The following is an 18523-nucleotide window of genomic DNA, read 5'->3' as shown; positions in this document are numbered from 1 at the left end:
ATATTAAAGTTTGGTCGATTGTGACCCGGCTTCAAGTTTTTTCTGGGGCAAAACCCCTCACATTTCGGCGCAAATGCGCAATGTGGCGTGATTTTCCTCACGCGGGCGGGTTTGTCATGAATGAGAAGTCTGGGGCCGCAACCGGGAGGGCGCAGCGGGTTCTCCAATAGGATAGGGCGGCACCCGGGACTTGTGAAGGGCGAGACCGAAAATTGCCCGTCATCCTGTGGCTTTGCTGCTGCGTGCCGGGCGCCGGAATGGCGTCAGAACCGATCCTTGCGGGCGCGGATTTCGGCGAAGGCCCTGGCGTCGCTGGCATCCGCCATGCCGATCGCGGCCTTCACCTGCGGCAGCCGGGCGCGCAGGAACGGGTTGGTGTCCAGTTCCAGCGACAGCGGCGCCTGCGCGGTGGGGCGGCCCTGGGCATTGGCGCGGGCGACATCGTCGGCGCGGGCCCGTAGCGCGGCGTTGTCCGGTTCGATCGTCAGGGCGAAACGCAGGTTCGACGCGGTGTATTCATGGCCGGAATAGACCATGGTGTCGGGCGGCAGCGCGGCGAGTTTCGACAGGCTGTCCCACATCATTTCGGGTGTGCCTTCGAACACCCGGCCGCAGCCGCCGGCCATCAGGCTGTCGGCGGTGAAGACGGCCTTGGCCGCGGGGTAGTGGTAGGCCACGTGGCCCAGCGTGTGGCCCGGCACCGCGATCACCGTCATCGCGCCATCGCCGCTGCCGCCTGACATGCCGTCGGGCAGGGCCGCGTCGAGCGGCGGCAGCTTGGCCTTCTCTGCCTCGGGGCCCATCACCGCGCAGCCGTAGCGCGCCTTGATCTCGTCGACGCCCTGCACGTGATCCCCGTGGTGATGGGTCAGCAGGATGACGCCGGGGGTCCAGCCGCGCGCGTCCAGCGCCGCGATGATCGGGACGGCCTCGGGCGCGTCGATCACCGCCACGCCGTCGGGGCCGTTGACCAGGTAGGCGTAATTGTCGGACAGGCAGGGCACGGTGACGATGTCGAGAGGCATGGCTTTTCCTTGCGGGCTTTGACAGGATGGCGCCAGTCAATCGCATCGGGGACGCCGGGGCAATGCATCTGGACGTGCGCAGCCTGCGCGATTTCTACTATGCCAGCGCGCTTGGGCGCGCCGCCCAGCGGGTGATCCGCGACCAGGTGCAGGTGTTCTGGCCCGAGGCCGACAAGCAGACGGTCGTGGGCTACGGCTTCGCCGTGCCGCTGCTGCGCCCCTACCTGAAATCCGCGCGCCGGGTGATCGGATTGATGCCGGCGCCGCAGGGGGTGATGCCCTGGCCCGCGGGCGAGCCCAACATGTCGGTGCTGTGCGAGGAAACCGCCTGGCCGCTGGAGACCGGCCATGTCGACCGGCTGATCCTGATGCACGGGCTGGAGACCTCGGAAAGCCCGTCGGACCTGCTGGACGAATGTTACCGGGTGCTGGGGCCCGGTGGAAAGGCGCTGTTCGTGCTGCCCAACCGGTCGGGGCTGTGGGCCGGGTCGGACGCCACGCCCTTCGGCTTTGGCCGGCCCTATTCGCTGGGCCAGCTGGAGGCGCAGCTGAAGGCGCATGATTTCGTGCCCGAGGATCATGTATCGGTGCTGTACCAGCCGCCCTCGACCCGGCGCTTCTGGATGAAGACGGCGCGGTTCTGGGAACGCACCGGCCGCGCGATCCCGGCGGTGATGGCGGGCGGTGTGCTGATGGTGACGGCGTCCAAGCGCCACCCGCCGACCCGGCGCGGCGTGGGCGAGGCGGCGAAGGTTCTGAACCCGCTGGAGGTGCTGACCCCCGGGAAGGCCGCGAAACCGGTCTGAGGACGGCACGCGCCGCTCGCCGCCTGCGCGGCATCGCCGCGCCCGCCGTCCCGCAGGCCCCGATCCCCCGCTTTTTTCCGGTCATCCGGCGGGAAATCCGCGCGGCTTTCGCGGCTGCAGAATCGCCCGTGGCCGGAAAAACCCGCGTCACATCCGCACGTTGGCAGTGCGCACAAGGTCGCACTTGGGCTTGCGCCCTGAATTTAAGGGCTTTTGGACTCCGGTTAAATACGTGTTCACATGTTGCGGGGTGGGAACCTCTCTGCTACATCCGCGTCGATTTCAGCGCCTTGAGCCAAGTCAGGGTGCGGTCCCAACCCCAGACCGCCGCGTCTTGCGGTGCGCGCCTGGGGGGTCAAGAAACGGAAGGGTGGACGTGTCAGAAACAGCCTCGATTTCCTCCGGTATCGCCGACCGCTATGCCACCGCCATCTTCGAGATCGTGCGCGAGAACAAGAACCTCGCCAAGCTTGAAGCGAACCTGGACGACCTGTCGGCAGCGCTGGCGGACAGCGCCGATCTGCGGTCGCTGATCGCTTCGCCGATCTATTCGCGCGACGCCCAGGGCGCCGCGATCACCGCGATCGCCAAGAAGATGAAGCTGGTCCCGGCGATGCAGAACGCGCTGGCGCTGATGGCGCAGAAGCGCCGCCTGTTCGTGCTGCCGCAACTGATCAAACACCTGCGCGCGATGATCGCCACCCACAAGGGCGAAGTGACCGCCGACGTGGCTTCGGCCACCGCGCTGAGCGACGCGCAGACCGCCGCGCTGGCGAAGACGCTGAAGGCCAAGATCGGCCAGGACGTGAAAATCAATGCGACCGTCGATGAAAGTCTCATCGGCGGTCTTGTCGTCAAGGTGGGCTCGAAGATGATCGATACCTCGATCCGCTCCAAGCTCAATTCCCTCCAGAATGCAATGAAAGAGGTCGGATAATGGGTATCCAAGCAGCCGAGATTTCTGCGATCCTGAAGGAGCAGATCAAGAACTTTGGCCAGGAGGCCGAGGTCGCAGAAGTGGGTCGCGTGCTGTCGGTCGGCGACGGTATTGCCCGCGTCTACGGTCTCGACAACATCCAGGCCGGCGAGATGGTCGAGTTCCCCGGTGGCATCATGGGCATGGCCCTGAACCTGGAAAGCGACAACGTCGGCGTCGTGATCTTCGGCACCGACCAGGACATCAAGGAAGGCGACACCGTCAAGCGCACCAACGCGATCGTGGACGTGCCCGCCGGTGACGGCCTGCTGGGCCGCGTCGTGGACGGCCTGGGCAACCCGCTGGACGGCAAGGGCCCGATCAAGGCCGCCGAGCGCCGCATCGCCGACGTCAAGGCGCCGGGCATCATCCCGCGCAAGTCGGTGCACGAGCCGATGGCCACCGGCCTCAAGGCCGTGGACGCGATGATCCCGATCGGCCGCGGCCAGCGCGAGCTGATCATCGGCGACCGCCAGACCGGCAAGACCGCCGTCGCCCTGGACGCGATCCTGAACCAGAAATCCTACAACGACGCCGCCGGCGACGACGAGAGCAAGAAGCTCTACTGCGTCTACGTCGCCGTCGGCCAGAAGCGGTCGACCGTGGCGCAGCTGGTGAAGAAGCTGGAAGAGACCGGCGCGATCGAATATTCGATCGTCGTTGCCGCCACCGCGTCGGACCCCGCGCCGATGCAGTTCCTGGCGCCCTATTCCGCGACCGCCATGGCGGAGTATTTCCGCGACAACGGCCGCCACGCGCTGATCATCTATGATGACCTGTCCAAGCAGGCCGTGGCCTACCGCCAGATGTCGCTGCTGCTGCGCCGCCCGCCGGGCCGCGAAGCCTATCCGGGCGACGTGTTCTACCTGCACTCGCGGCTGCTGGAGCGGTCGGCCAAGCTGAACGAGGACAACGGTGCCGGGTCGCTGACCGCGCTGCCGGTCATCGAAACCCAGGGCGGCGACGTGTCGGCATTCATCCCGACCAACGTGATCTCGATCACCGACGGCCAGATCTTCCTGGAAACCGAACTGTTCTACCAGGGCATCCGCCCGGCCGTGAACACCGGTCTGTCGGTGTCGCGCGTCGGTTCGTCGGCCCAGACCAACGCGATGAAGTCGGTCGCCGGCCCGATCAAGCTGAGCCTCGCCCAGTACCGCGAAATGGCGGCCTTCGCGCAGTTCGGCTCGGATCTCGATGCCGCGACGCAGAAGCTGCTGAACCGCGGCGCCCGGTTGACCGAATTGATGAAGCAGCCGCAGTATTCGCCGCTGACCAACGCCGAGATCGTCGTCGTGATCTGCGCCGGCACGCTGGGCTATCTCGACAAGATCGCCGTCAAGGATGTCGGCCGGTTCGAGAAGGGTCTGCTGGCGCATGTCCGCGGCAAGCATCAGGACCTGCTGGACTGGATCACCAAGGAAGACCCCAAGATCAAGGGCGACGCCGAGGACCGCATCAAGGCCGTTCTGACCGAATTCGCCGCTGACTTCGCTTAAGGGGGCCGGACATGCCCAATCTTAAGGATCTCAAGAACCGGATCGCGTCGGTCAAATCGACCCGCAAGATCACCAAGGCCATGCAGATGGTGGCCGCCGCGAAACTGCGGCGGGCACAGGATGCAGCCGAGCAGGCCCGTCCCTATTCGGAACGGTTCAACGCGGTGATGGCCGCGCTGGCCGCGTCGGTCGGCGGGTCGGATTCGGCGCCACGTCTTCTGGCGGGCACCGGCAAGGACGACGTGCACCTGCTGGTCGTCATGACCTCGGAGCGCGGGCTTTGCGGTGGCTTCAACAGCAGCATCGTCAAGCTGGCCAAGACCCGGATCGAGGCGCTGAAAGCCGCAGGCAAGACCGTCAAGGTCCTGACCGTCGGCAAGAAGGGCCGCGAACAGCTGCGCCGCGACTATGGCAACCTGCTGATCGGCCATGTCGATCTGACCGAGGTCAAGACGGTCGGCTATGGCGACGCGCAAGGCATTGCCAAGGACGTTCTGGCGCGCTTTGACGCGGGCGAATTCGACGTCGCGACGATCTTCTACAACCGCTTCCAGTCGGTGATCAGCCAGATCCCGACGGCGCAGCAGATCATCCCGGCCTCGTACGAGACCGAGGGCGCGGAAGAGGGCGCATCGACGCTGTATGATTACGAGCCCGACGAAGAGGCGATCCTGGCCGATCTGCTGCCGCGCGGCGTCGCCACGCAGATCTTTACGGCATTGCTGGAAAACGGCGCGTCCGAGCAGGGCGCCCGGATGTCCGCGATGGACAACGCCACGCGCAACGCGGGCGAGATGATCGACAAGCTGACGATCCAGTACAACCGGTCGCGCCAGGCCGTGATCACCAACGAACTCATCGAAATCATTTCGGGCGCCGAGGCGCTCTGACGACACCGGAGACGAATGATGGCAAACGCTAAAGGAAAAGTGACCCAGGTCATCGGCGCCGTGGTCGACGTCCAGTTCGAAGACCACCTGCCGGCGATCCTGAACGCGCTGGAAACCGACAACAACGGCAACCGGCTGGTTCTGGAAGTGGCCCAGCACCTGGGTGAAAACACCGTGCGCACCATCGCGATGGACGCCACCGAAGGCCTGGTCCGCGGCCAGACCGTGACCGACCTTGGCACGCCGATCATGGTGCCGGTGGGTAATGCGACCCTGGGCCGGATCATCAACGTCGTGGGCGAACCCGTCGACGAAGGCGGCCCGGTGGAAGCCGAGGAAAAGCGCGCCATTCACCAGCCCGCCCCGGAATTCGTCGAACAGTCGACGGAATCGGAAATCCTGGTCACCGGTATCAAGGTCGTCGACCTGCTGGCGCCCTATGCCAAGGGCGGCAAGATCGGCCTGTTCGGCGGCGCCGGCGTGGGCAAGACGGTTCTGATCATGGAACTGATCAACAACATCGCCAAGGTGCACTCGGGCTTTTCGGTCTTCGCCGGCGTGGGTGAACGCACCCGCGAGGGCAACGACCTGTATCACGAGATGATCGAATCCAACGTCATCAAGCCGGACAACCTGTCGGAAAGCCAGGTGGCGCTGGTCTACGGCCAGATGAACGAGCCTCCGGGCGCCCGTGCCCGCGTCGCGCTGACCGGCCTGACGCTGGCCGAGCAGTTCCGCGACCAGTCCGGCACCGACGTTCTGTTCTTCGTCGACAACATCTTCCGCTTTACCCAGGCCGGTTCCGAAGTGTCGGCGCTGCTGGGCCGCATCCCGTCGGCGGTGGGCTACCAGCCGACGCTGGCCACCGACATGGGCGCGATGCAGGAACGCATCACCTCGACCAAGGCCGGTTCGATCACCTCGATCCAGGCCGTCTACGTGCCCGCGGACGACCTGACCGACCCCGCGCCGGCCACCACCTTTGCCCACCTCGACGCCACGACCGTTCTGTCGCGCGCGATCTCGGAACTGGGCATCTATCCGGCGGTGGACCCGCTGGATTCGACGTCGCGTCTGCTGGACCCGGCGGTGATCGGCGAAGAGCATTACAACGTCGCCCGCGACGTGCAGGGGATCCTTCAGCGCTACAAGTCGCTGCAGGACATCATCGCGATCCTGGGCATGGACGAACTGAGCGAAGAGGACAAGCTGACCGTGGCCCGCGCCCGGAAGATCCAGCGTTTCCTGTCGCAGCCCTTTGACGTGGCCAAGGTGTTCACCGGGTCGGACGGCGTTCAGGTGCCGCTGGAGGACACGATCAAGTCGTTCAAGGCGGTCGTGGCCGGCGAATACGACCACCTGCCCGAAGCGGCCTTCTACATGGTCGGTGGCATCGAGGATGTGATCGCCAAGGCCGAGCGCCTGGCCGCCGAAGCAGCCTAACGGTGTGGCGGGGTGAACCCCGCCCTACCGCTGACCCGGGTGTAGGGCGGGGTTCACCCCGCCGTCCCGGCACAGGAGACAGAAATGGCAGAGACGATGCAATTCGACCTGGTCAGCCCCGAGCGCAGCCTGATGTCGGCCAAGGTCCGTTCGGTGCAGATCCCCGGTGCGGATGGCGACATGACGGCGTTGCCGAACCACGCGCCCGTCATCACCACGCTGCGCCCCGGCATTCTCAGGGTCGAGACCGAAAGCGGGATGCAGGAATTCGTGGTCACCGGCGGCTTTGCCGAGCTGGGCGAAAGCCTGTCGGTGCTGGCCGAAAAGGCGCTGCCGCGCGCCGATGTGGACCAGGCCACCTATGACGCGCTGGTTGCCGAGGCGCAGGCCGCCTACAGCCAGACCAAGGACACGTTCAAGAACGAACCCGGCCCGGTCGACGATGCCGCCAAGCTGCTGGCCGACATGGTCGCGGTCGGGGGCGAGATCGGGCTTTCGGTCAAGCAGCCTTCGCTCTGAGGGCCGCCCCGACACCCACCGAAGAACCCCGCCATCGCGCGGGGTTTTTTGTTGGCCGCGCCGGAAATCCGCCGATCGGGGTGGCAATCGGAACAAGCCTGCCCGTCCCGCGCACGAGCGTGGTAGACTTGCGCCATGAAATACAGCGCCACCATCGATGTGCCGGCGCTCGATGCCGGAATCGCGTTCTACGCGGGTGTGTTCGGCTTTGTCGAAACCGCGCGGCCGTTGTCCGGATATGCTGTGCTGACCCAGGGCGAACAGCGGCTGGGCATCATCCAGAAAGAACCCGGAAGCCGTCCGGTGCGGACAGAGTCGGAACCGCGCCATTGGTCTCCGGTCCACCTGGATTTCCATGTCGAGGATTTCGAAGCGGTTCTGAAGGCGGCCTTGGCGGCCGGAGCGGTGGTCGACAAGCGGTTCGACGGCGGCCCGCACCCCGCAGTGGCGTTTTGCGCGGACCCTTTCGGCAACGGGTTCTGCATCGTCGGCCCCGAGGGCGACGCGCCGGATTGACCGATCCGGCGGGCCGATCGTGTCGGTGCTGCGACGCGCGCCCCGTCTGCTGCCGGGCGCGCGGGAAATATTTTCCGAACCCGATTGAAGTCGCGAACCGGCCGCCACACATCCGCTGCACCGCGCGACTGGCGCGGCCCTTGGGGTTGCGCATAACATGGTCGACCTGCTTCTTGTCGCCGCGGGCTTGACGGCCCTGATCTTTGGCGGCGATTTCCTGGTGCGTGGATCCGTGTCCGTCGCGCAGGCGCTGAACGTCTCGCCGCTGGTGATCGGTCTGACCCTGGTCGGGTTCGGCACCTCGACACCCGAACTGATGACCAGTCTGCTGGCCGCCCTGCGCGATGCTCCCGGCATCGCGGTCGGCAACGTGGTGGGCAGCAACATCGCCAACATCCTGCTGATCCTGGGATTGGCCGGGTTGTTCGCGCCGATCGCAGTGCAGACCGCGACGCTGCGCCGAGACGGCACGATGATGGTGGTCGCGTCGCTGGCGGGTCTGGCCATCGTTGCGGCCGGCGCCGTCGGCCGGCTGGCCGGCGGGGTCATGGTGATGATGCTGGCGCTTTACCTGCTGGCGGTCTTCCTGGCCGAAAGGCGCAGCACCGCGACGCTTGTCGATGTTCCCGAGACCGTTCCGGGCCAACCGATCTGGCGGGCCGGACTGGTTGCGCTTGGCGGCCTTGCGCTGACGCTGGTCGGCGCGAACTGGCTGGTCGCCGGCGCCGTGGCCATCGCGCAGGAATTCGGCATATCCGAGGCGGTGATCGGCCTGACCATCGTCGCCGTCGGCACCTCGATGCCGGAACTGGTCACTTCGGTCATCGCCGTGCGCAAGGGGCAGGGCGATGTCGCCTTTGGCAACGTCGTGGGCAGCAACATCTTCAACCTGCTGGGAATCCTGGGCGTGACGGCCTTGGTCCAGCCGCTGAACGTGCCGCCCGAGATCATCCGTTTCGACATCTGGGTCATGCTGGGTGCGGCCCTGGCGCTGATCGTTTTCGCGGCCACCGGCAAACGTCTCAGCCAGGGCGAAGCGGGCGTTTTCTTTGCCGCCTACGCGGCCTATCTGGCGGTGCTGATCACCGGCGCGCTCTGACCGGACACGAAACCGGCATTCGGCGTTCCAATTTCCGCCGCAATGACGCTATACCCGGCCAAGGTACGGACAGGACTGATATCGATGAAGAAATTTGTCGGTTCTTTGATCGGCGTCGATCAGGGCAACGAAGAAGTGTTTTCGGATTTCGCCAGCGGCGGCGAGATGTGGACCGGATCGGGCGCGCGCGAGCGGCGCAAGGTCGTCACGTTTTCGGAACCTTTCCGGACCGTGCCCAGCGTGCAGGTCGCCTTGTCGCTGTGGGACATGGACCAGGGGGCCAACGTGCGCGCCGACGTCACCGCCGACAAGATCACCGAAACCGGGTTCGACCTGGTGTTCCGCACCTGGTCGGACACCCGCGTGGCGCGCGTTCGGATGTCGTGGCTGGCCATCGGCGAGGTCGCCAGCGAAGACGACTGGGAGCTTTACTGAGACAGTTGCCGTTCCAGCATCCGGGCGACGGCGGGCACCTCTTCGGGCGTGAGCCGGCCATGGATCTTCAGGAATTCCGGGATGTCGCGCCCGGTATACCGCCCGGTCAGCACGCCGCCCTTCACGATCAGCTTGGTCCGCGCCAGAACGACGGCCCGGTCGTGGCAGATCAGGCATTTGTCGCGGAACAGGTGCCCGCCGTCGAAGACGGTCTGCAACAGCGCGACGACCCGGTCGATTTCGTCGTCGGAAAGGCGCCCATGCCCGCTGGCAAGGAAATCGCGCACTGGCAGTCCGGTCTTGACCCCGACCAGCCCGGTCGCGCCGGTGGTCAGGCTGTCGAAGACGAAATCGCCGGCATGGGGCGCATGGCAGCCGCCGCAGCGGATTTCGTACAGACCGTGGGGATCGTCTTGGGATTGCGCACCGGCCACGCCGGGAAATGCGAGGATGCAGCCCAGGCAGACGGCGGCGACGAGGCGGAACAGAATCGGTGACATGACAACGACCTCCGGCATCGGCGATGCTGCGCCGCCGTTTGCCAATCGTCCATGATCGGGGACAATCGGCGCTGCGATGGCGGGTTTGACCGGACCGCATGGCTGGTCATTGCGCCCATCGCACAGATGGTGCCCGCAGGACGATCACCTGCGCCGGGGGCACGATCGGACCAGGCCGAAACCCACGCGCAACAGCGCTCGCCGACAGTGCAGGAAAGCCTTGTTTTCGGGGTCGGTCCGCAGCGTGCCGAATTCCGCGCATCTCCGCCAACCGCGTCCGCGTGGCGGGCGCCTCGCGGGCCGGGCTATTCGCCACTCGTTTGTCGAGAATTTCAGGGATTCATGTTATACTCATGATTGCATGGCCATGGATTGCGGCTTTGCCGACAACGGAATTTTCAGCAAAAGGAGATTTGCGATGATCCGGTTTGTTTGTGCGTTTCTGGCGTTCGTCCTGGTGCAGACTGCGCCGCTTGCCGCCGAGACCAACGGTTTTCTGACCCCCCGTGCCGACACACCGCTGCTTGTTCAGAACGAGCGGATTCTGGCGGCCCCGCGCCGCGACGTGACCTTGCCGACCGTGCGCCGCGCCGGGCCGCAAAGCTTTGCCAACATCGATTTGCCGCAGGAGATTCAGTGCAATGGCAGCTGCCTGTGCGAAGGCGCGGCCGATTGCGTGAACCTGGTCTATTCCGGCTGCTGCGGCGGGGCCGTCACCTGCAACGATTCCGGGTGTTCCTGCGTGAACGCGGGGGGCTGCGATGCGGATGGCAATCCCTGAGTCGCGTCAGAGCAGGCCCTCGTAGATCGGGCTGAGCGTTTCGGTTTCGAACAGCGACGACACCGAGGTGCCGTTCCAGATGTTCAGGATTGCCTGGGCGAACATCGGTGCGGTCGGCACGACGCGGATGTTGTCGGCGGCCTTGACCGGGGCGGTCGGCTCGATGCTGTCGGTGATGACCAGCGATTTCATGACCGAACCGGTCACCCGCTCGACCGCCGGGCCGGACAGCACGCCGTGGGTGATGTAGGAATGCACCTCGGTCGCGCCGTGATCCATGAGCACCTCGGCCGCCTTGCACAGCGTGCCGGCGGTGTCGCAGATGTCGTCGACGATGATGCAGGTCTTGCCCTTGACGTCGCCGATCACCGTCATCTCGGCGATCTCGCCCGGCTTTTCGCGGCGCTTGTCGACGATCGACAGCGGCGCGCCGATCCGCTTGGCCAATTCGCGCGCGCGCGCCACGCCGCCGACATCGGGCGACACCACCATCACGTCGCCGGTCCGGCCGTGAAAATGGTTCAGGATGTCCAGCGCGAAGACCGGGCTGGCATAGAGGTTGTCGACCGGGATGTCGAAGAAACCCTGGATCTGCGCGGCGTGCAGATCCATCGTCAGCACCCGTTCGATACCCGCCTCGGCGATCATGTTGGCCACCAGCTTGGCGGTGATCGGCGTGCGCGCCTTGGTGCGGCGGTCCTGGCGGGCATAGCCGAAATAGGGGATCACGGCGGTGATCCGCGCCGCCGAGGACCGGCGCAGCGCATCGGCCATGATGAGCAGTTCCATCAGGTTGTCATTGGCCGGGTTCGAGGTGGGCTGGATGATGAACATGTCCTCGCCGCGGACGTTCTCGAAGACTTCGACAAAGATTTCCTGGTCGTTGAACCGTTCGACCCGCGCGTCGACCAGACCGACGCTCATGCCGCGATAGGCGGACATGCGCCGCGCGATCGCCTTGGCCAGAGGCATGTTGGCGTTGCCGGAGATCAGCTTGGGTTCGATGACGGTGGGCATGGGCTTGCGGCTCCGGGGCTGTGACGGATTCGTGATGTGTTGCGGTGGCCTTAACACGGGCCTAGTTTGCGTGCCAGCAACACAAAGGAAACCCGTGTCATGGCCCATATCGACTATTATTTCTCGACGCTCTCGCCCTATACCTATCTGGGTGGAACGCGGCTCGAGGAGATCGCGGCGCGTCACGGGGCCACCATCGCCTACAAGCCGCTGGACGTGATCGCGCTGTTCGCCCGCACCGGGGGCACGCCGCCCAAGGATCGCCATCCGAACCGGCAGGCCTATCGCCTTCAGGAACTGACCCGGCAGTCCAAGAAGACCGGGCTGCCACTGAACCTCAAGCCCGCGCATTGGCCCACCAACGGAGCGCCGTCCTCCTACGCGGTGATCGCGGCGCAGAACGCCGGGGGCGGCGACATGGGCAAGCTGGTGCACGCGATCCTGCGCGCCTGCTGGGCCGAGGACAAGGACGTGGCCGATGATGCGGTGATCCGCGCAGCGCTGAGCGAGGCGGGATTCGATCCGGCGCTGGCCGATAGCGGGCTGTTGCAGGGCGCCGAGACCTATGCCGCCAACCTGGAAGAGGCGGTCGAGCGCGGCGCTTTCGGCGCACCGTTCTACATCACCGACAGCGGCCAGCATTTCTGGGGGCAGGACCGGCTGGACGACCTGGACCTGCACCTCGCCGGAAAGCTTTGATGCCTGACCTGACGGTCGGCGGCACCGCCATCCATGTGAACACGCTGGGATCCGGTGCCGCGCGGGTGCTGGCGCTGCATTGCGGTCTGGGTCGATCGGGCATGTGGTCCGGCGTGGCGGCGGCGCTCGCGGATCGTGCGACGCTGATCGCCCCGGATTTCCCCAGTCACGGCGCCAGCGCCCCCTGGGCCCCGACGCCCGACCTGCACAGCCAGGCGACCGACGTGGCCGCGGCTCTTTTGCAGGAAGGCATCCATCTGTTGGGTCACAGTTTCGGCGCGACGGTGGCGTTGCGTGTGGCGCTGGAAAACCCCGGCCGCGTGGCGTCTCTGACACTGGTCGAACCGGTGTTGTTCGCCGCCGCGGACGGGGCGGTGCGCGATGCGCACCGGGTGCAGGACGAGGAATTCCATGCCGCCTTCGTCGCGGGCGATCACGCCAAGTCGGCACGGTTGTTCAACCGTCTGTGGGGCGGTGGGCTGAAATGGGATGCTCTGCCGCAGCAGACCCGCGACGCGATGACGGCGGGCATGCCTTTCATCGTGGCGACCGGCCCGGCCCTTTGGGACGACGTGCACGGCATGCTGGCTCCGGGTCGGCTCGAGGCTTTGCCGACGCCGGTGGCACTGCTGCGGGGCAGCGAAACGCAACCGATCATCGCGGCCATTCATGCCGGGCTGGTGCGGCGCATTCGCGATGCGCGCGACATCGTCGTGCCGGGAGGCGACCACATGCTGGTGCTCGGCCATCCCGATGCGGTGGCGCGGGCGGTGCAGGCGCATCTGGAGCGGCGGGCGGCTTAGGGGCAGCAGTTCTCGCGCGGCTGTATTCGCGGGTGCACGACGCGCGTGCCTGATTTCTTGCACATGCACGGCCAGACAGGTCGCTTCGGACATACGTGTCGCGCAAAGGGCACCGTTGCGCCGCGTCGACCCGCCCCCATGGGACGGCGCCAACGGAATGGCCGTTTGAGACCTCGGGTTTCAGGCAGGCTGACCTGGAAGGACGGACGACAAATCCCGGCCTAGCCCTTGGCGCCGATGCGCGGCTCGGTCCCGGCGCGCAGCCGGGCCAGGTTGGCGCGGTGGCGCCAGAAGATCAGCGCAGTCAACGCCAGGCAAAGCAGCGTGATCTGGCCGTGGCCGGTGATCAGGGCCCAAACCGCGCTGGATGCAGACGCCGCCAGCGCGCCGACCGACGAGATGCGCGAGGCCGCCGCGCCCGCCAGCCAGGTGGCGCAGCACAGCAGGCCCACCGGCCAGGCCAGCGCCAGCACGATGCCCAGGAACGTCGCCACGCCCTTGCCGCCGCGAAAGCCCAGCCAGACCGGGTAGCAATGGCCGACAAAGGCCGCCAGCCCCGCAAGCTGTGCCGCGTCTTCGCCCGCCAGGGCGCGCGCCAGCAGCACCGCCACCGCGCCCTTGCCCCCGTCCAGCAAAAGCGTGCCCGCCGCGGCGCCCTTGTGACCGGTGCGCAGCACGTTGGTCGCACCGATATTGCCCGACCCGATCTTGCGCAGATCGCCAAGCCCGAACACGCGGCTGAGCACCATGCCGAACGGGATCGACCCCAGCAGGTATCCCAGAGCCGCCCAGACCAGCAGGACGGGCAGAGAGGAGGCGATCTCGGGCATCAGGCGGCGTAGACCTCTTTTCCGGCGACGAAGGTGCGCAGGACCTTACCTTGCAGGCGCGCGCCGTCAAACGGCGTGTTCTTGGATTTCGATTGCAGCTGAAAGCGGTCCAGGACGAACGGCTTGTCCGGGTCGAACATCACCAGGTCGGCCGGTGCGCCCCTGGCCAACCTGCCGCAATCCAGCGCCAGCCGTTTCGCCGGGTTCAGCGACAGCGCGCGGAACAGCGTCGGCAGGTCGACTTCTTCGGCGTGATAGAGCCGCAGCAGCACCGGCAGCATGGTTTCCAGGCCCACCGCGCCGCTGGCGGCTTCCTCGAAGGGCAGGCGCTTGCTTTCCTCGTCCTGCGGCGTGTGGAACGACCCCACGATGTCGATCCGCCCGTCGCGCAGGGCGGCGACCATCGCCAGGCGATCGTCTTCGGAACGCAGCGGCGGCTTGACCTTGAAGAAGGTGCGGTAATCCGAAACGTCCAGCTCGTTCAGCGTCAGGTGATGCATCGAGGTGCCGGCGGTCGCGTCGAGACCGGCCTGCCGCGCCCGGTCGAGCGCCGGCAGGGCGCGGGCGGTGGTGATCTGGTCCGCGTGATAGGCGACGCCGGTCATTTCGGCCAGCGCCAGGTCGCGTTCCAGCCCCAGTCTTTCGGCCATCGGCGAGACGGCGGGCAGGCCGCGCAGCGTGGCGAACTTGCCCGAGGTGGCCGCGGCCCCGGCCGACAGCACCGGTTCCTGCGGATGGCCCATGACCAGCGCACCCAGCGACGCGGCATAGGTCATTGCGCGGGCCAGCACCTTGGTGTCGGCGACCACGGCGTCGCAATCGGTGAAGGCGACGGCCCCGGCATCCATCAGGAACCCGATCTCGGTCATCTCGCGCCCCTGCCGGCCCTTGGTCAGCGCCGCCATCGGCAGCACGTTGACCGGTGCGGTCTCGTTGGCGCGGCGGCGGATGAATTCCAGCGTCTCGGGCGTGTCGATGGCGGGCGCCGTGTCGGGCCGGGTGACGATGGTGGTGACGCCGCCCGCCGCGGCGGCCAGACCCGCGGTCTTGAAGCTTTCCTTGTGGCGCTCGCCCGGTTCGCCAACCTTGACGCCGATATCGACGATGCCCGGCGCCAGGCAGGCGCCATTCGCGTCGATCACCGCCGCGTCGGCGACTTGCGGATGGGGCGTGTCGAAACGTTCGGCGATCCGGCCCTTGTCGAGCAGCACCGCGCCCGGCGCGTCGGTGCCGGCCTCTGGGTCGATCAGGCGGGCATTGGCGATCAGGATCTTGGTCATGGCTGGCGTCTTTCCGGGGGTCGGGCGGCGTCGATGCGGGCGATGGTGGCGTCGGGGTCGGCCTGGAACTTGATCAGGTGCTTGTCGCCGCCGGTGGTGACCACTTGCACCGCCGTGCCCAGCTTGCGCAAGCGGGCGATGTCTGCCAGCGCCACGCGCCGTCCCTGCGGCCCGGTCAACACGCCGTCGGCCAGCGTCCAGACCTGGGCCAGTTCTTCGTCCATCAGGTACCAGCCGCGCAGGGCCACCGCCGCCAGACCGCCGATGGCGCCGGTCCAGACATGCGGGTTGCCGGCCAGCCAGAGCACCAGCATGCCCGCGCCCATCGCGATGGCGGCCAGCGTGTTGTGGGCGCGGAAATAGGCGGTGCGGTCGGGTGCGAAGGTCATGCCGCGCCCCGCTGCACAAGGCGCACCAGGTCGTAGACCGCGCGCGGCGCGCTGATGTTCTCGAACCCGACCGGCACGCGGCGGCTGCCGCTGTCGTGGCCGACATGGCGATGCGCGAACCAGACCGATCCGGGTTCGCCATCCTCCAGCGCCACGGCGGCGTCCGGCGCGATGGGGTGGCTTTGCAGACGGCGGCCCTGCAACGGCAGGTTCGTCGCGATAAAGGCGCGCCGGTCGCTGAGCGTGTAGGTGGTGAAGCGGTGCTTGAAGCCGCGCCAAACGAGGTGCCCGCCGGCATTGTAAAGCCCGATGGCCAGAAACAGCAGGCCCGCCAGCGAGAAGACACGCGCCATGCCGCTACCGGCGGTCGGCGCGGTCTGGCTGATCCAGAAGATGGCGAACACGACAAAGACCAGGCCCATTCCGGTGCGCGCCATGTCGACACGTCCGATCCGCAGGCGTCGGCTGGGTTTGCCCTGCCAGACAACCATCTCGCCGTCAGCAAGGATGCCGTCCCAGCCCGACTGTCCGGAACCGGTTTCGGTGGCGCCGGTCACCGCAGGAACAGCGCCAGCAGCAGGATCGCCAGCACGCCGAGACCCAGGGTTGCGAGCCGCAATGCGCCGCTGGTCCGGATCGGCGGCTGCGTGTCGGCCGGGCGGCTTTCGCCGGGCCTGGCGGCGTCGCTTTGCAGTTTGGGGCCGGGGCTCTTGGGCTTGACCTCGCCGAAGGTGCCGATCCAGCGCAACGGGTTGGCCACGGTCAGCGTCTGTGCCGTGTTGCCGAAGGCTTGCGAGGGGATGACGACCGCGTGTCCCCTGAGCGCATCGATACGCTGCCGCAACGCACGGAAATCCGACCCCGTCGCGTTATGCGCCTGCGCCAGGTAGTCCGACAGGACCATATCGCCCAGATCGCGGATATCGACGACATCGACGAAATCGGCGCGCAGGGTCTTGGCGCCCAGGGCGTATTTCAGCGGCCATTCACCGGTGCCCGCTTGCGTGGTGAACCGTTCGACCGCTTCGCGCGGGAGGTCGAGGTGAAACAGCCGCACGATGCCGGTTTCCGATCCGTTGATCTGCATACTGGTCACGCCACGATCTCCTTGGGCCGGGCACGCAGATTGCGCGCCAGCAAATCCATGGCCGCCATGCGCACGGCGACCCCCATTTCCACCTGGTCCTGGATGACCGAGCGGTTGATGTCGTCGGCCAGCGTGCCGTCGATCTCGACGCCCCGGTTCATCGGGCCGGGATGCATGACGATGGCGTCGGGCTTGGCCCTGGCCAGCTTTTCCCCGTCCAGCCCGAAGCGGTGGTAGTATTCGCGCTCGGACGGGATGAAGCCGCCATCCATGCGTTCCTTCTGCAGCCGCAGCATCATGACCACGTCGGCATCCTTGAGGCCCTCGTTCATGTCCTCGTAGACCTCGACGCCGAACGCGTCGATCCCGGCGGGCATCAACGTGCGCGGCCCGACCAGGCGGATGCGGTTTTCCATCTTGTGCAGCAGCAGGATGTTCGACCGCGCCACGCGGGAATGGGCGATGTCGCCGCAGATCGCGATGGTCAGCCGGTGCAACCGCCCCTTGGCGCGGCGGATCGTCAGCGCGTCCAGCAGCGCCTGGGTGGGATGTTCGTGCCGCCCGTCGCCAGCGTTCAGCACCGCGCAATTCACCTTTTGCGCCAGCAGGGCCACGGCACCCGATTGCGGGTGGCGCACGACCAGCAGGTCGGGATGCATGGCGTTCAGCGTCATCGCGGTGTCGATCAGGGTCTCGCCCTTCTTGATGGAACTGGCCTGCATCGACATGTTCATCACGTCCGCGCCCAGCCGCTTGCCCGCGATCTCGAAGCTGGCCTGGGTGCGTGTCGAGTTTTCGAAGAACATGTTGACCTGGGTCAGTCCGGCCAGGGCGTTGGCGTGCTTGTCGCGGCGGCGGGACAGGGTGACGTATTGGTCGGCCAGATCGAGAAGCGTGGTGATTTCGTCCGGGCGAAGCGGGTCGATGCCCAGAAGATGCCGCTGATCGAACCGCATGAAAGTCTCCCCAAAGCCGCGTCGTTATAGAAAGCGCGTTCCGTGCCGGCAAGGGGCGTGGCGCGTTGTTCGGGTCGGTGGCGGAAAGGCGCAGTTTCGCGGCCATTGTCGCGGCGATGCGATCGCTGGCCTTTGCCGCGTTGCAGTCCTAACGTCGCGGGATGGAATCGGCACTGGATTGGCACGCGGCCCGCGCCGCGTTGGACTGGCAACGCGAGATGGGCGTGGACGAGGCGCTGGAAGATGCGCCGGTCGACCGCTTTGCCGCGGAAGAGTCGGCGCGCGCGCAGCCGGCCAAACCGAAAGCAGCGGCGTTGGCGGCGCCGGCGCTTGCGCCGCAGGCCGATCCTGTGGCCGAGGCCGAGATCGCTGCGCGCAACGCGCCGGACCTGGGCGCGCTGCGCGACGCGATGGATGCCTACCCGCACTGCGAACTGCGGCGCGGCGCGCGCAACCTGGTTTTCGCCGATGGCGCCGCCGGTTCCCGCGTGATGATCGTGGGCGAAGCGCCCGGGCGCGACGAAGACCTGCAGGGAAAACCCTTTGTCGGCCGCGCCGGGCAGTTGCTGGACCGGATGCTGGCGGCCATCGGGCTCAGCCGCGCGGACAACGTCTATATCACCAACGTCATGCCCTGGCGTCCGCCGCAGAACCGCGACCCGAAGCCCGATGAAATCGCGATGATGAAGCCGTTCCTCAAGCGGCACATCGCCCTGGCCGAGCCGGATTTCCTGGTCATCATGGGCAACGTTTCCTGCGATGCGCTGCTGGGCAAGCGCGGGATCACCCGGCTGCGCGGAAACTGGACCGAGGCCGAGGGCCGCCCTGCCTTGCCGATGTTTCACCCCGCCTACCTGCTGCGCCAGCCGCATCTCAAGCGCGAGGCCTGGGCCGATCTGCTTGAGCTGAGCGCGCGGCTGGACGCCACGAAGTGATCCGCCCTCTGGGCATCGCGTCGCCGCGGGCGTAGCGT

General features: G+C 66.8%; 22 protein-coding genes. 13 read left to right on the top strand and 9 right to left on the bottom strand.

Annotated elements, in window-relative coordinates; genetic code table 11:
- Positions 1-263: 263 nt before the first annotated feature.
- A complete protein-coding gene (gene gloB, locus KUH32_RS04790) occupies positions 264-1025 on the bottom strand; it encodes a hydroxyacylglutathione hydrolase (RefSeq protein WP_217776917.1) in 762 nt (253 codons plus the stop codon).
- A 62-nt stretch (positions 1026-1087) separates the two neighbouring features.
- On the opposite strand from gloB, the gene KUH32_RS04785 reads away from it, so the two are divergent.
- From KUH32_RS04785 to KUH32_RS04745, 9 genes are all read left to right on the top strand, one after another.
- Positions 1088-1831, top strand: a complete 744-nt coding sequence (locus tag KUH32_RS04785) for a class I SAM-dependent methyltransferase (protein WP_217776916.1) — start codon at positions 1088-1090, stop codon at positions 1829-1831.
- Positions 1832-2201: 370 nt separating this feature from the next.
- Positions 2202-2768 carry a F0F1 ATP synthase subunit delta gene (locus tag KUH32_RS04780; RefSeq protein WP_217776915.1) on the top strand — a complete coding sequence of 189 codons (567 nt, stop codon included), beginning with the start codon at positions 2202-2204 and terminating at the stop codon, positions 2766-2768.
- Positions 2768-4306 carry a F0F1 ATP synthase subunit alpha gene (gene atpA, locus KUH32_RS04775; RefSeq protein WP_217776914.1) on the top strand — a complete coding sequence of 513 codons (1539 nt, stop codon included), beginning with the start codon at positions 2768-2770 and terminating at the stop codon, positions 4304-4306. The genes KUH32_RS04780 and atpA overlap by 1 nt, the downstream gene beginning before the upstream one ends.
- An 11-nt stretch (positions 4307-4317) precedes the next feature.
- On the top strand, positions 4318-5196 hold the full coding sequence (locus KUH32_RS04770) for a F0F1 ATP synthase subunit gamma (RefSeq protein WP_217776913.1): 879 nt from the start codon (positions 4318-4320) through the stop codon (positions 5194-5196).
- Positions 5197-5214: 18 nt separating this feature from the next.
- Positions 5215-6639, top strand: coding sequence for a F0F1 ATP synthase subunit beta (atpD, locus tag KUH32_RS04765; RefSeq protein WP_217776912.1), 1425 nt, complete (start codon positions 5215-5217; stop codon positions 6637-6639).
- Between the two features lie 84 nt (positions 6640-6723).
- Positions 6724-7158, top strand: coding sequence for a F0F1 ATP synthase subunit epsilon (locus KUH32_RS04760; protein WP_217776911.1), 435 nt, complete (start codon positions 6724-6726; stop codon positions 7156-7158).
- A 135-nt stretch (positions 7159-7293) separates the two neighbouring features.
- Entirely contained in the window at positions 7294-7674 is a 381-nt protein-coding gene (locus KUH32_RS04755) for a VOC family protein (protein WP_217776910.1), read from the top strand.
- A gap of 157 nt (positions 7675-7831) precedes the next feature.
- Positions 7832-8773 (top strand): calcium/sodium antiporter, encoded by a 942-nt coding sequence (locus KUH32_RS04750; protein ID WP_217776909.1) that lies wholly within the window; start codon positions 7832-7834, stop codon positions 8771-8773.
- Positions 8774-8857: 84 nt separating this feature from the next.
- On the top strand, positions 8858-9208 hold the full coding sequence (locus KUH32_RS04745; RefSeq protein WP_217776908.1) for an H-type lectin domain-containing protein: 351 nt from the start codon (positions 8858-8860) through the stop codon (positions 9206-9208).
- On the opposite strand, the gene KUH32_RS04740 is transcribed toward KUH32_RS04745, so the two are convergent.
- Positions 9202-9708 (bottom strand): hypothetical protein, encoded by a 507-nt coding sequence (locus tag KUH32_RS04740; RefSeq protein ID WP_217776907.1) that lies wholly within the window; start codon positions 9706-9708, stop codon positions 9202-9204. The two genes, KUH32_RS04745 and KUH32_RS04740, sit on opposite strands and share 7 nt — an antisense overlap.
- A 418-nt stretch (positions 9709-10126) precedes the next feature.
- On the opposite strand from KUH32_RS04740, the gene KUH32_RS04735 reads away from it, so the two are divergent.
- The gene (locus tag KUH32_RS04735; RefSeq protein WP_217776906.1) at positions 10127-10489 is read left to right on the top strand and encodes a hypothetical protein; all 363 of its coding nucleotides are present in this window, start codon (positions 10127-10129) and stop codon (positions 10487-10489) included.
- A gap of 6 nt (positions 10490-10495) precedes the next feature.
- Here the strand turns inward: KUH32_RS04735 and KUH32_RS04730 are convergent, their stop codons facing one another.
- Positions 10496-11506 carry a ribose-phosphate pyrophosphokinase gene (locus KUH32_RS04730; protein WP_217776905.1) on the bottom strand — a complete coding sequence of 337 codons (1011 nt, stop codon included), beginning with the start codon at positions 11504-11506 and terminating at the stop codon, positions 10496-10498.
- 99 nt (positions 11507-11605) lie between these two features.
- Between KUH32_RS04730 and KUH32_RS04725 the strand changes: the two genes are divergently transcribed.
- Both KUH32_RS04725 and KUH32_RS04720 read left to right on the top strand, forming a co-directional pair.
- Positions 11606-12205 carry a 2-hydroxychromene-2-carboxylate isomerase gene (locus tag KUH32_RS04725; RefSeq protein WP_217776904.1) on the top strand — a complete coding sequence of 200 codons (600 nt, stop codon included), beginning with the start codon at positions 11606-11608 and terminating at the stop codon, positions 12203-12205.
- A complete protein-coding gene (locus KUH32_RS04720) occupies positions 12205-13008 on the top strand; it encodes an alpha/beta fold hydrolase (RefSeq protein ID WP_217776903.1) in 804 nt (267 codons plus the stop codon). The genes KUH32_RS04725 and KUH32_RS04720 overlap by 1 nt, the downstream gene beginning before the upstream one ends.
- Positions 13009-13229: 221 nt before the next feature.
- Here KUH32_RS04720 and plsY read toward each other — a convergent pair whose 3' ends face one another.
- The 6 genes from plsY to KUH32_RS04690 are packed head-to-tail and all read right to left on the bottom strand — an operon-like array spanning position 13230 to position 17550.
- The gene (gene plsY / locus KUH32_RS04715) at positions 13230-13838 is read right to left on the bottom strand and encodes a glycerol-3-phosphate 1-O-acyltransferase PlsY (protein WP_217776902.1); all 609 of its coding nucleotides are present in this window, start codon (positions 13836-13838) and stop codon (positions 13230-13232) included.
- Complete coding sequence (gene pyrC / locus KUH32_RS04710) at positions 13838-15118, bottom strand: dihydroorotase (RefSeq protein WP_217776901.1); 1281 nt, start codon at positions 15116-15118, stop codon at positions 13838-13840. The genes plsY and pyrC overlap by 1 nt, the downstream gene beginning before the upstream one ends.
- Positions 15115-15507 carry a hypothetical protein gene (locus tag KUH32_RS04705; protein ID WP_217776900.1) on the bottom strand — a complete coding sequence of 131 codons (393 nt, stop codon included), beginning with the start codon at positions 15505-15507 and terminating at the stop codon, positions 15115-15117. The genes pyrC and KUH32_RS04705 overlap by 4 nt, the downstream gene beginning before the upstream one ends.
- Positions 15504-16064, bottom strand: coding sequence for an aspartate carbamoyltransferase catalytic subunit (locus KUH32_RS04700; RefSeq protein ID WP_217776899.1), 561 nt, complete (start codon positions 16062-16064; stop codon positions 15504-15506). Before KUH32_RS04700 ends, KUH32_RS04705 begins: the two co-directional genes overlap by 4 nt.
- Entirely contained in the window at positions 16061-16594 is a 534-nt protein-coding gene (locus KUH32_RS04695; protein WP_254899084.1) for an aspartate carbamoyltransferase catalytic subunit, read from the bottom strand. Before KUH32_RS04695 ends, KUH32_RS04700 begins: the two co-directional genes overlap by 4 nt.
- Before the next feature lie 5 nt (positions 16595-16599).
- Positions 16600-17550 (bottom strand): aspartate carbamoyltransferase catalytic subunit, encoded by a 951-nt coding sequence (locus KUH32_RS04690; protein ID WP_217776897.1) that lies wholly within the window; start codon positions 17548-17550, stop codon positions 16600-16602.
- A 161-nt stretch (positions 17551-17711) separates the two neighbouring features.
- Here KUH32_RS04690 and KUH32_RS04685 point away from each other — a divergent pair, with 161 nt between their 5' ends.
- Positions 17712-18485: a uracil-DNA glycosylase gene (locus KUH32_RS04685; RefSeq protein WP_217776896.1), complete on the top strand. Its 774-nt coding sequence runs from the start codon at positions 17712-17714 to the stop codon at positions 18483-18485.
- The last annotated feature ends 38 nt before the right edge of the window (positions 18486-18523 follow it).

Origin of the sequence: Thalassococcus arenae, from assembly GCF_019104745.1 — a bacterium.
Lineage (GTDB): Bacteria > Pseudomonadota > Alphaproteobacteria > Rhodobacterales > Rhodobacteraceae > Thalassococcus_B > Thalassococcus_B arenae.
Note: the sequence above shows the minus strand (reverse complement) of the source record. Positions and strands in the feature narration are given on the sequence as shown.

What these genes read in the sequence shown, in the direction of transcription:
- KUH32_RS04770 (WP_217776913.1), top strand. Translation starts at nt 4,318, where the DNA reads ATGCCCAATCTTAAGGATCTCAAGAACCGGATCGCGTCGGTCAAATCG.
- atpA (WP_217776914.1), top strand. Translation starts at nt 2,768, where the DNA reads ATGGGTATCCAAGCAGCCGAGATTTCTGCGATCCTGAAGGAGCAGATC.
- gloB (WP_217776917.1), bottom strand. Translation starts at nt 1,025, where the DNA reads ATGCCTCTCGACATCGTCACCGTGCCCTGCCTGTCCGACAATTACGCC.
- KUH32_RS04695 (WP_254899084.1), bottom strand. Translation starts at nt 16,594, where the DNA reads ATGCAGATCAACGGATCGGAAACCGGCATCGTGCGGCTGTTTCACCTC.
- KUH32_RS04685 (WP_217776896.1), top strand. Translation starts at nt 17,712, where the DNA reads ATGGAATCGGCACTGGATTGGCACGCGGCCCGCGCCGCGTTGGACTGG.
- KUH32_RS04745 (WP_217776908.1), top strand. Translation starts at nt 8,858, where the DNA reads ATGAAGAAATTTGTCGGTTCTTTGATCGGCGTCGATCAGGGCAACGAA.
- KUH32_RS04755 (WP_217776910.1), top strand. Translation starts at nt 7,294, where the DNA reads ATGAAATACAGCGCCACCATCGATGTGCCGGCGCTCGATGCCGGAATC.
- KUH32_RS04740 (WP_217776907.1), bottom strand. Translation starts at nt 9,708, where the DNA reads ATGTCACCGATTCTGTTCCGCCTCGTCGCCGCCGTCTGCCTGGGCTGC.
- KUH32_RS04720 (WP_217776903.1), top strand. Translation starts at nt 12,205, where the DNA reads ATGCCTGACCTGACGGTCGGCGGCACCGCCATCCATGTGAACACGCTG.
- KUH32_RS04735 (WP_217776906.1), top strand. Translation starts at nt 10,127, where the DNA reads ATGATCCGGTTTGTTTGTGCGTTTCTGGCGTTCGTCCTGGTGCAGACT.
- KUH32_RS04750 (WP_217776909.1), top strand. Translation starts at nt 7,832, where the DNA reads ATGGTCGACCTGCTTCTTGTCGCCGCGGGCTTGACGGCCCTGATCTTT.
- plsY (WP_217776902.1), bottom strand. Translation starts at nt 13,838, where the DNA reads ATGCCCGAGATCGCCTCCTCTCTGCCCGTCCTGCTGGTCTGGGCGGCT.
- KUH32_RS04760 (WP_217776911.1), top strand. Translation starts at nt 6,724, where the DNA reads ATGGCAGAGACGATGCAATTCGACCTGGTCAGCCCCGAGCGCAGCCTG.
- KUH32_RS04705 (WP_217776900.1), bottom strand. Translation starts at nt 15,507, where the DNA reads ATGACCTTCGCACCCGACCGCACCGCCTATTTCCGCGCCCACAACACG.
- atpD (WP_217776912.1), top strand. Translation starts at nt 5,215, where the DNA reads ATGGCAAACGCTAAAGGAAAAGTGACCCAGGTCATCGGCGCCGTGGTC.
- pyrC (WP_217776901.1), bottom strand. Translation starts at nt 15,118, where the DNA reads ATGACCAAGATCCTGATCGCCAATGCCCGCCTGATCGACCCAGAGGCC.
- KUH32_RS04730 (WP_217776905.1), bottom strand. Translation starts at nt 11,506, where the DNA reads ATGCCCACCGTCATCGAACCCAAGCTGATCTCCGGCAACGCCAACATG.
- KUH32_RS04690 (WP_217776897.1), bottom strand. Translation starts at nt 17,550, where the DNA reads ATGCGGTTCGATCAGCGGCATCTTCTGGGCATCGACCCGCTTCGCCCG.
- KUH32_RS04725 (WP_217776904.1), top strand. Translation starts at nt 11,606, where the DNA reads ATGGCCCATATCGACTATTATTTCTCGACGCTCTCGCCCTATACCTAT.
- KUH32_RS04785 (WP_217776916.1), top strand. Translation starts at nt 1,088, where the DNA reads ATGCATCTGGACGTGCGCAGCCTGCGCGATTTCTACTATGCCAGCGCG.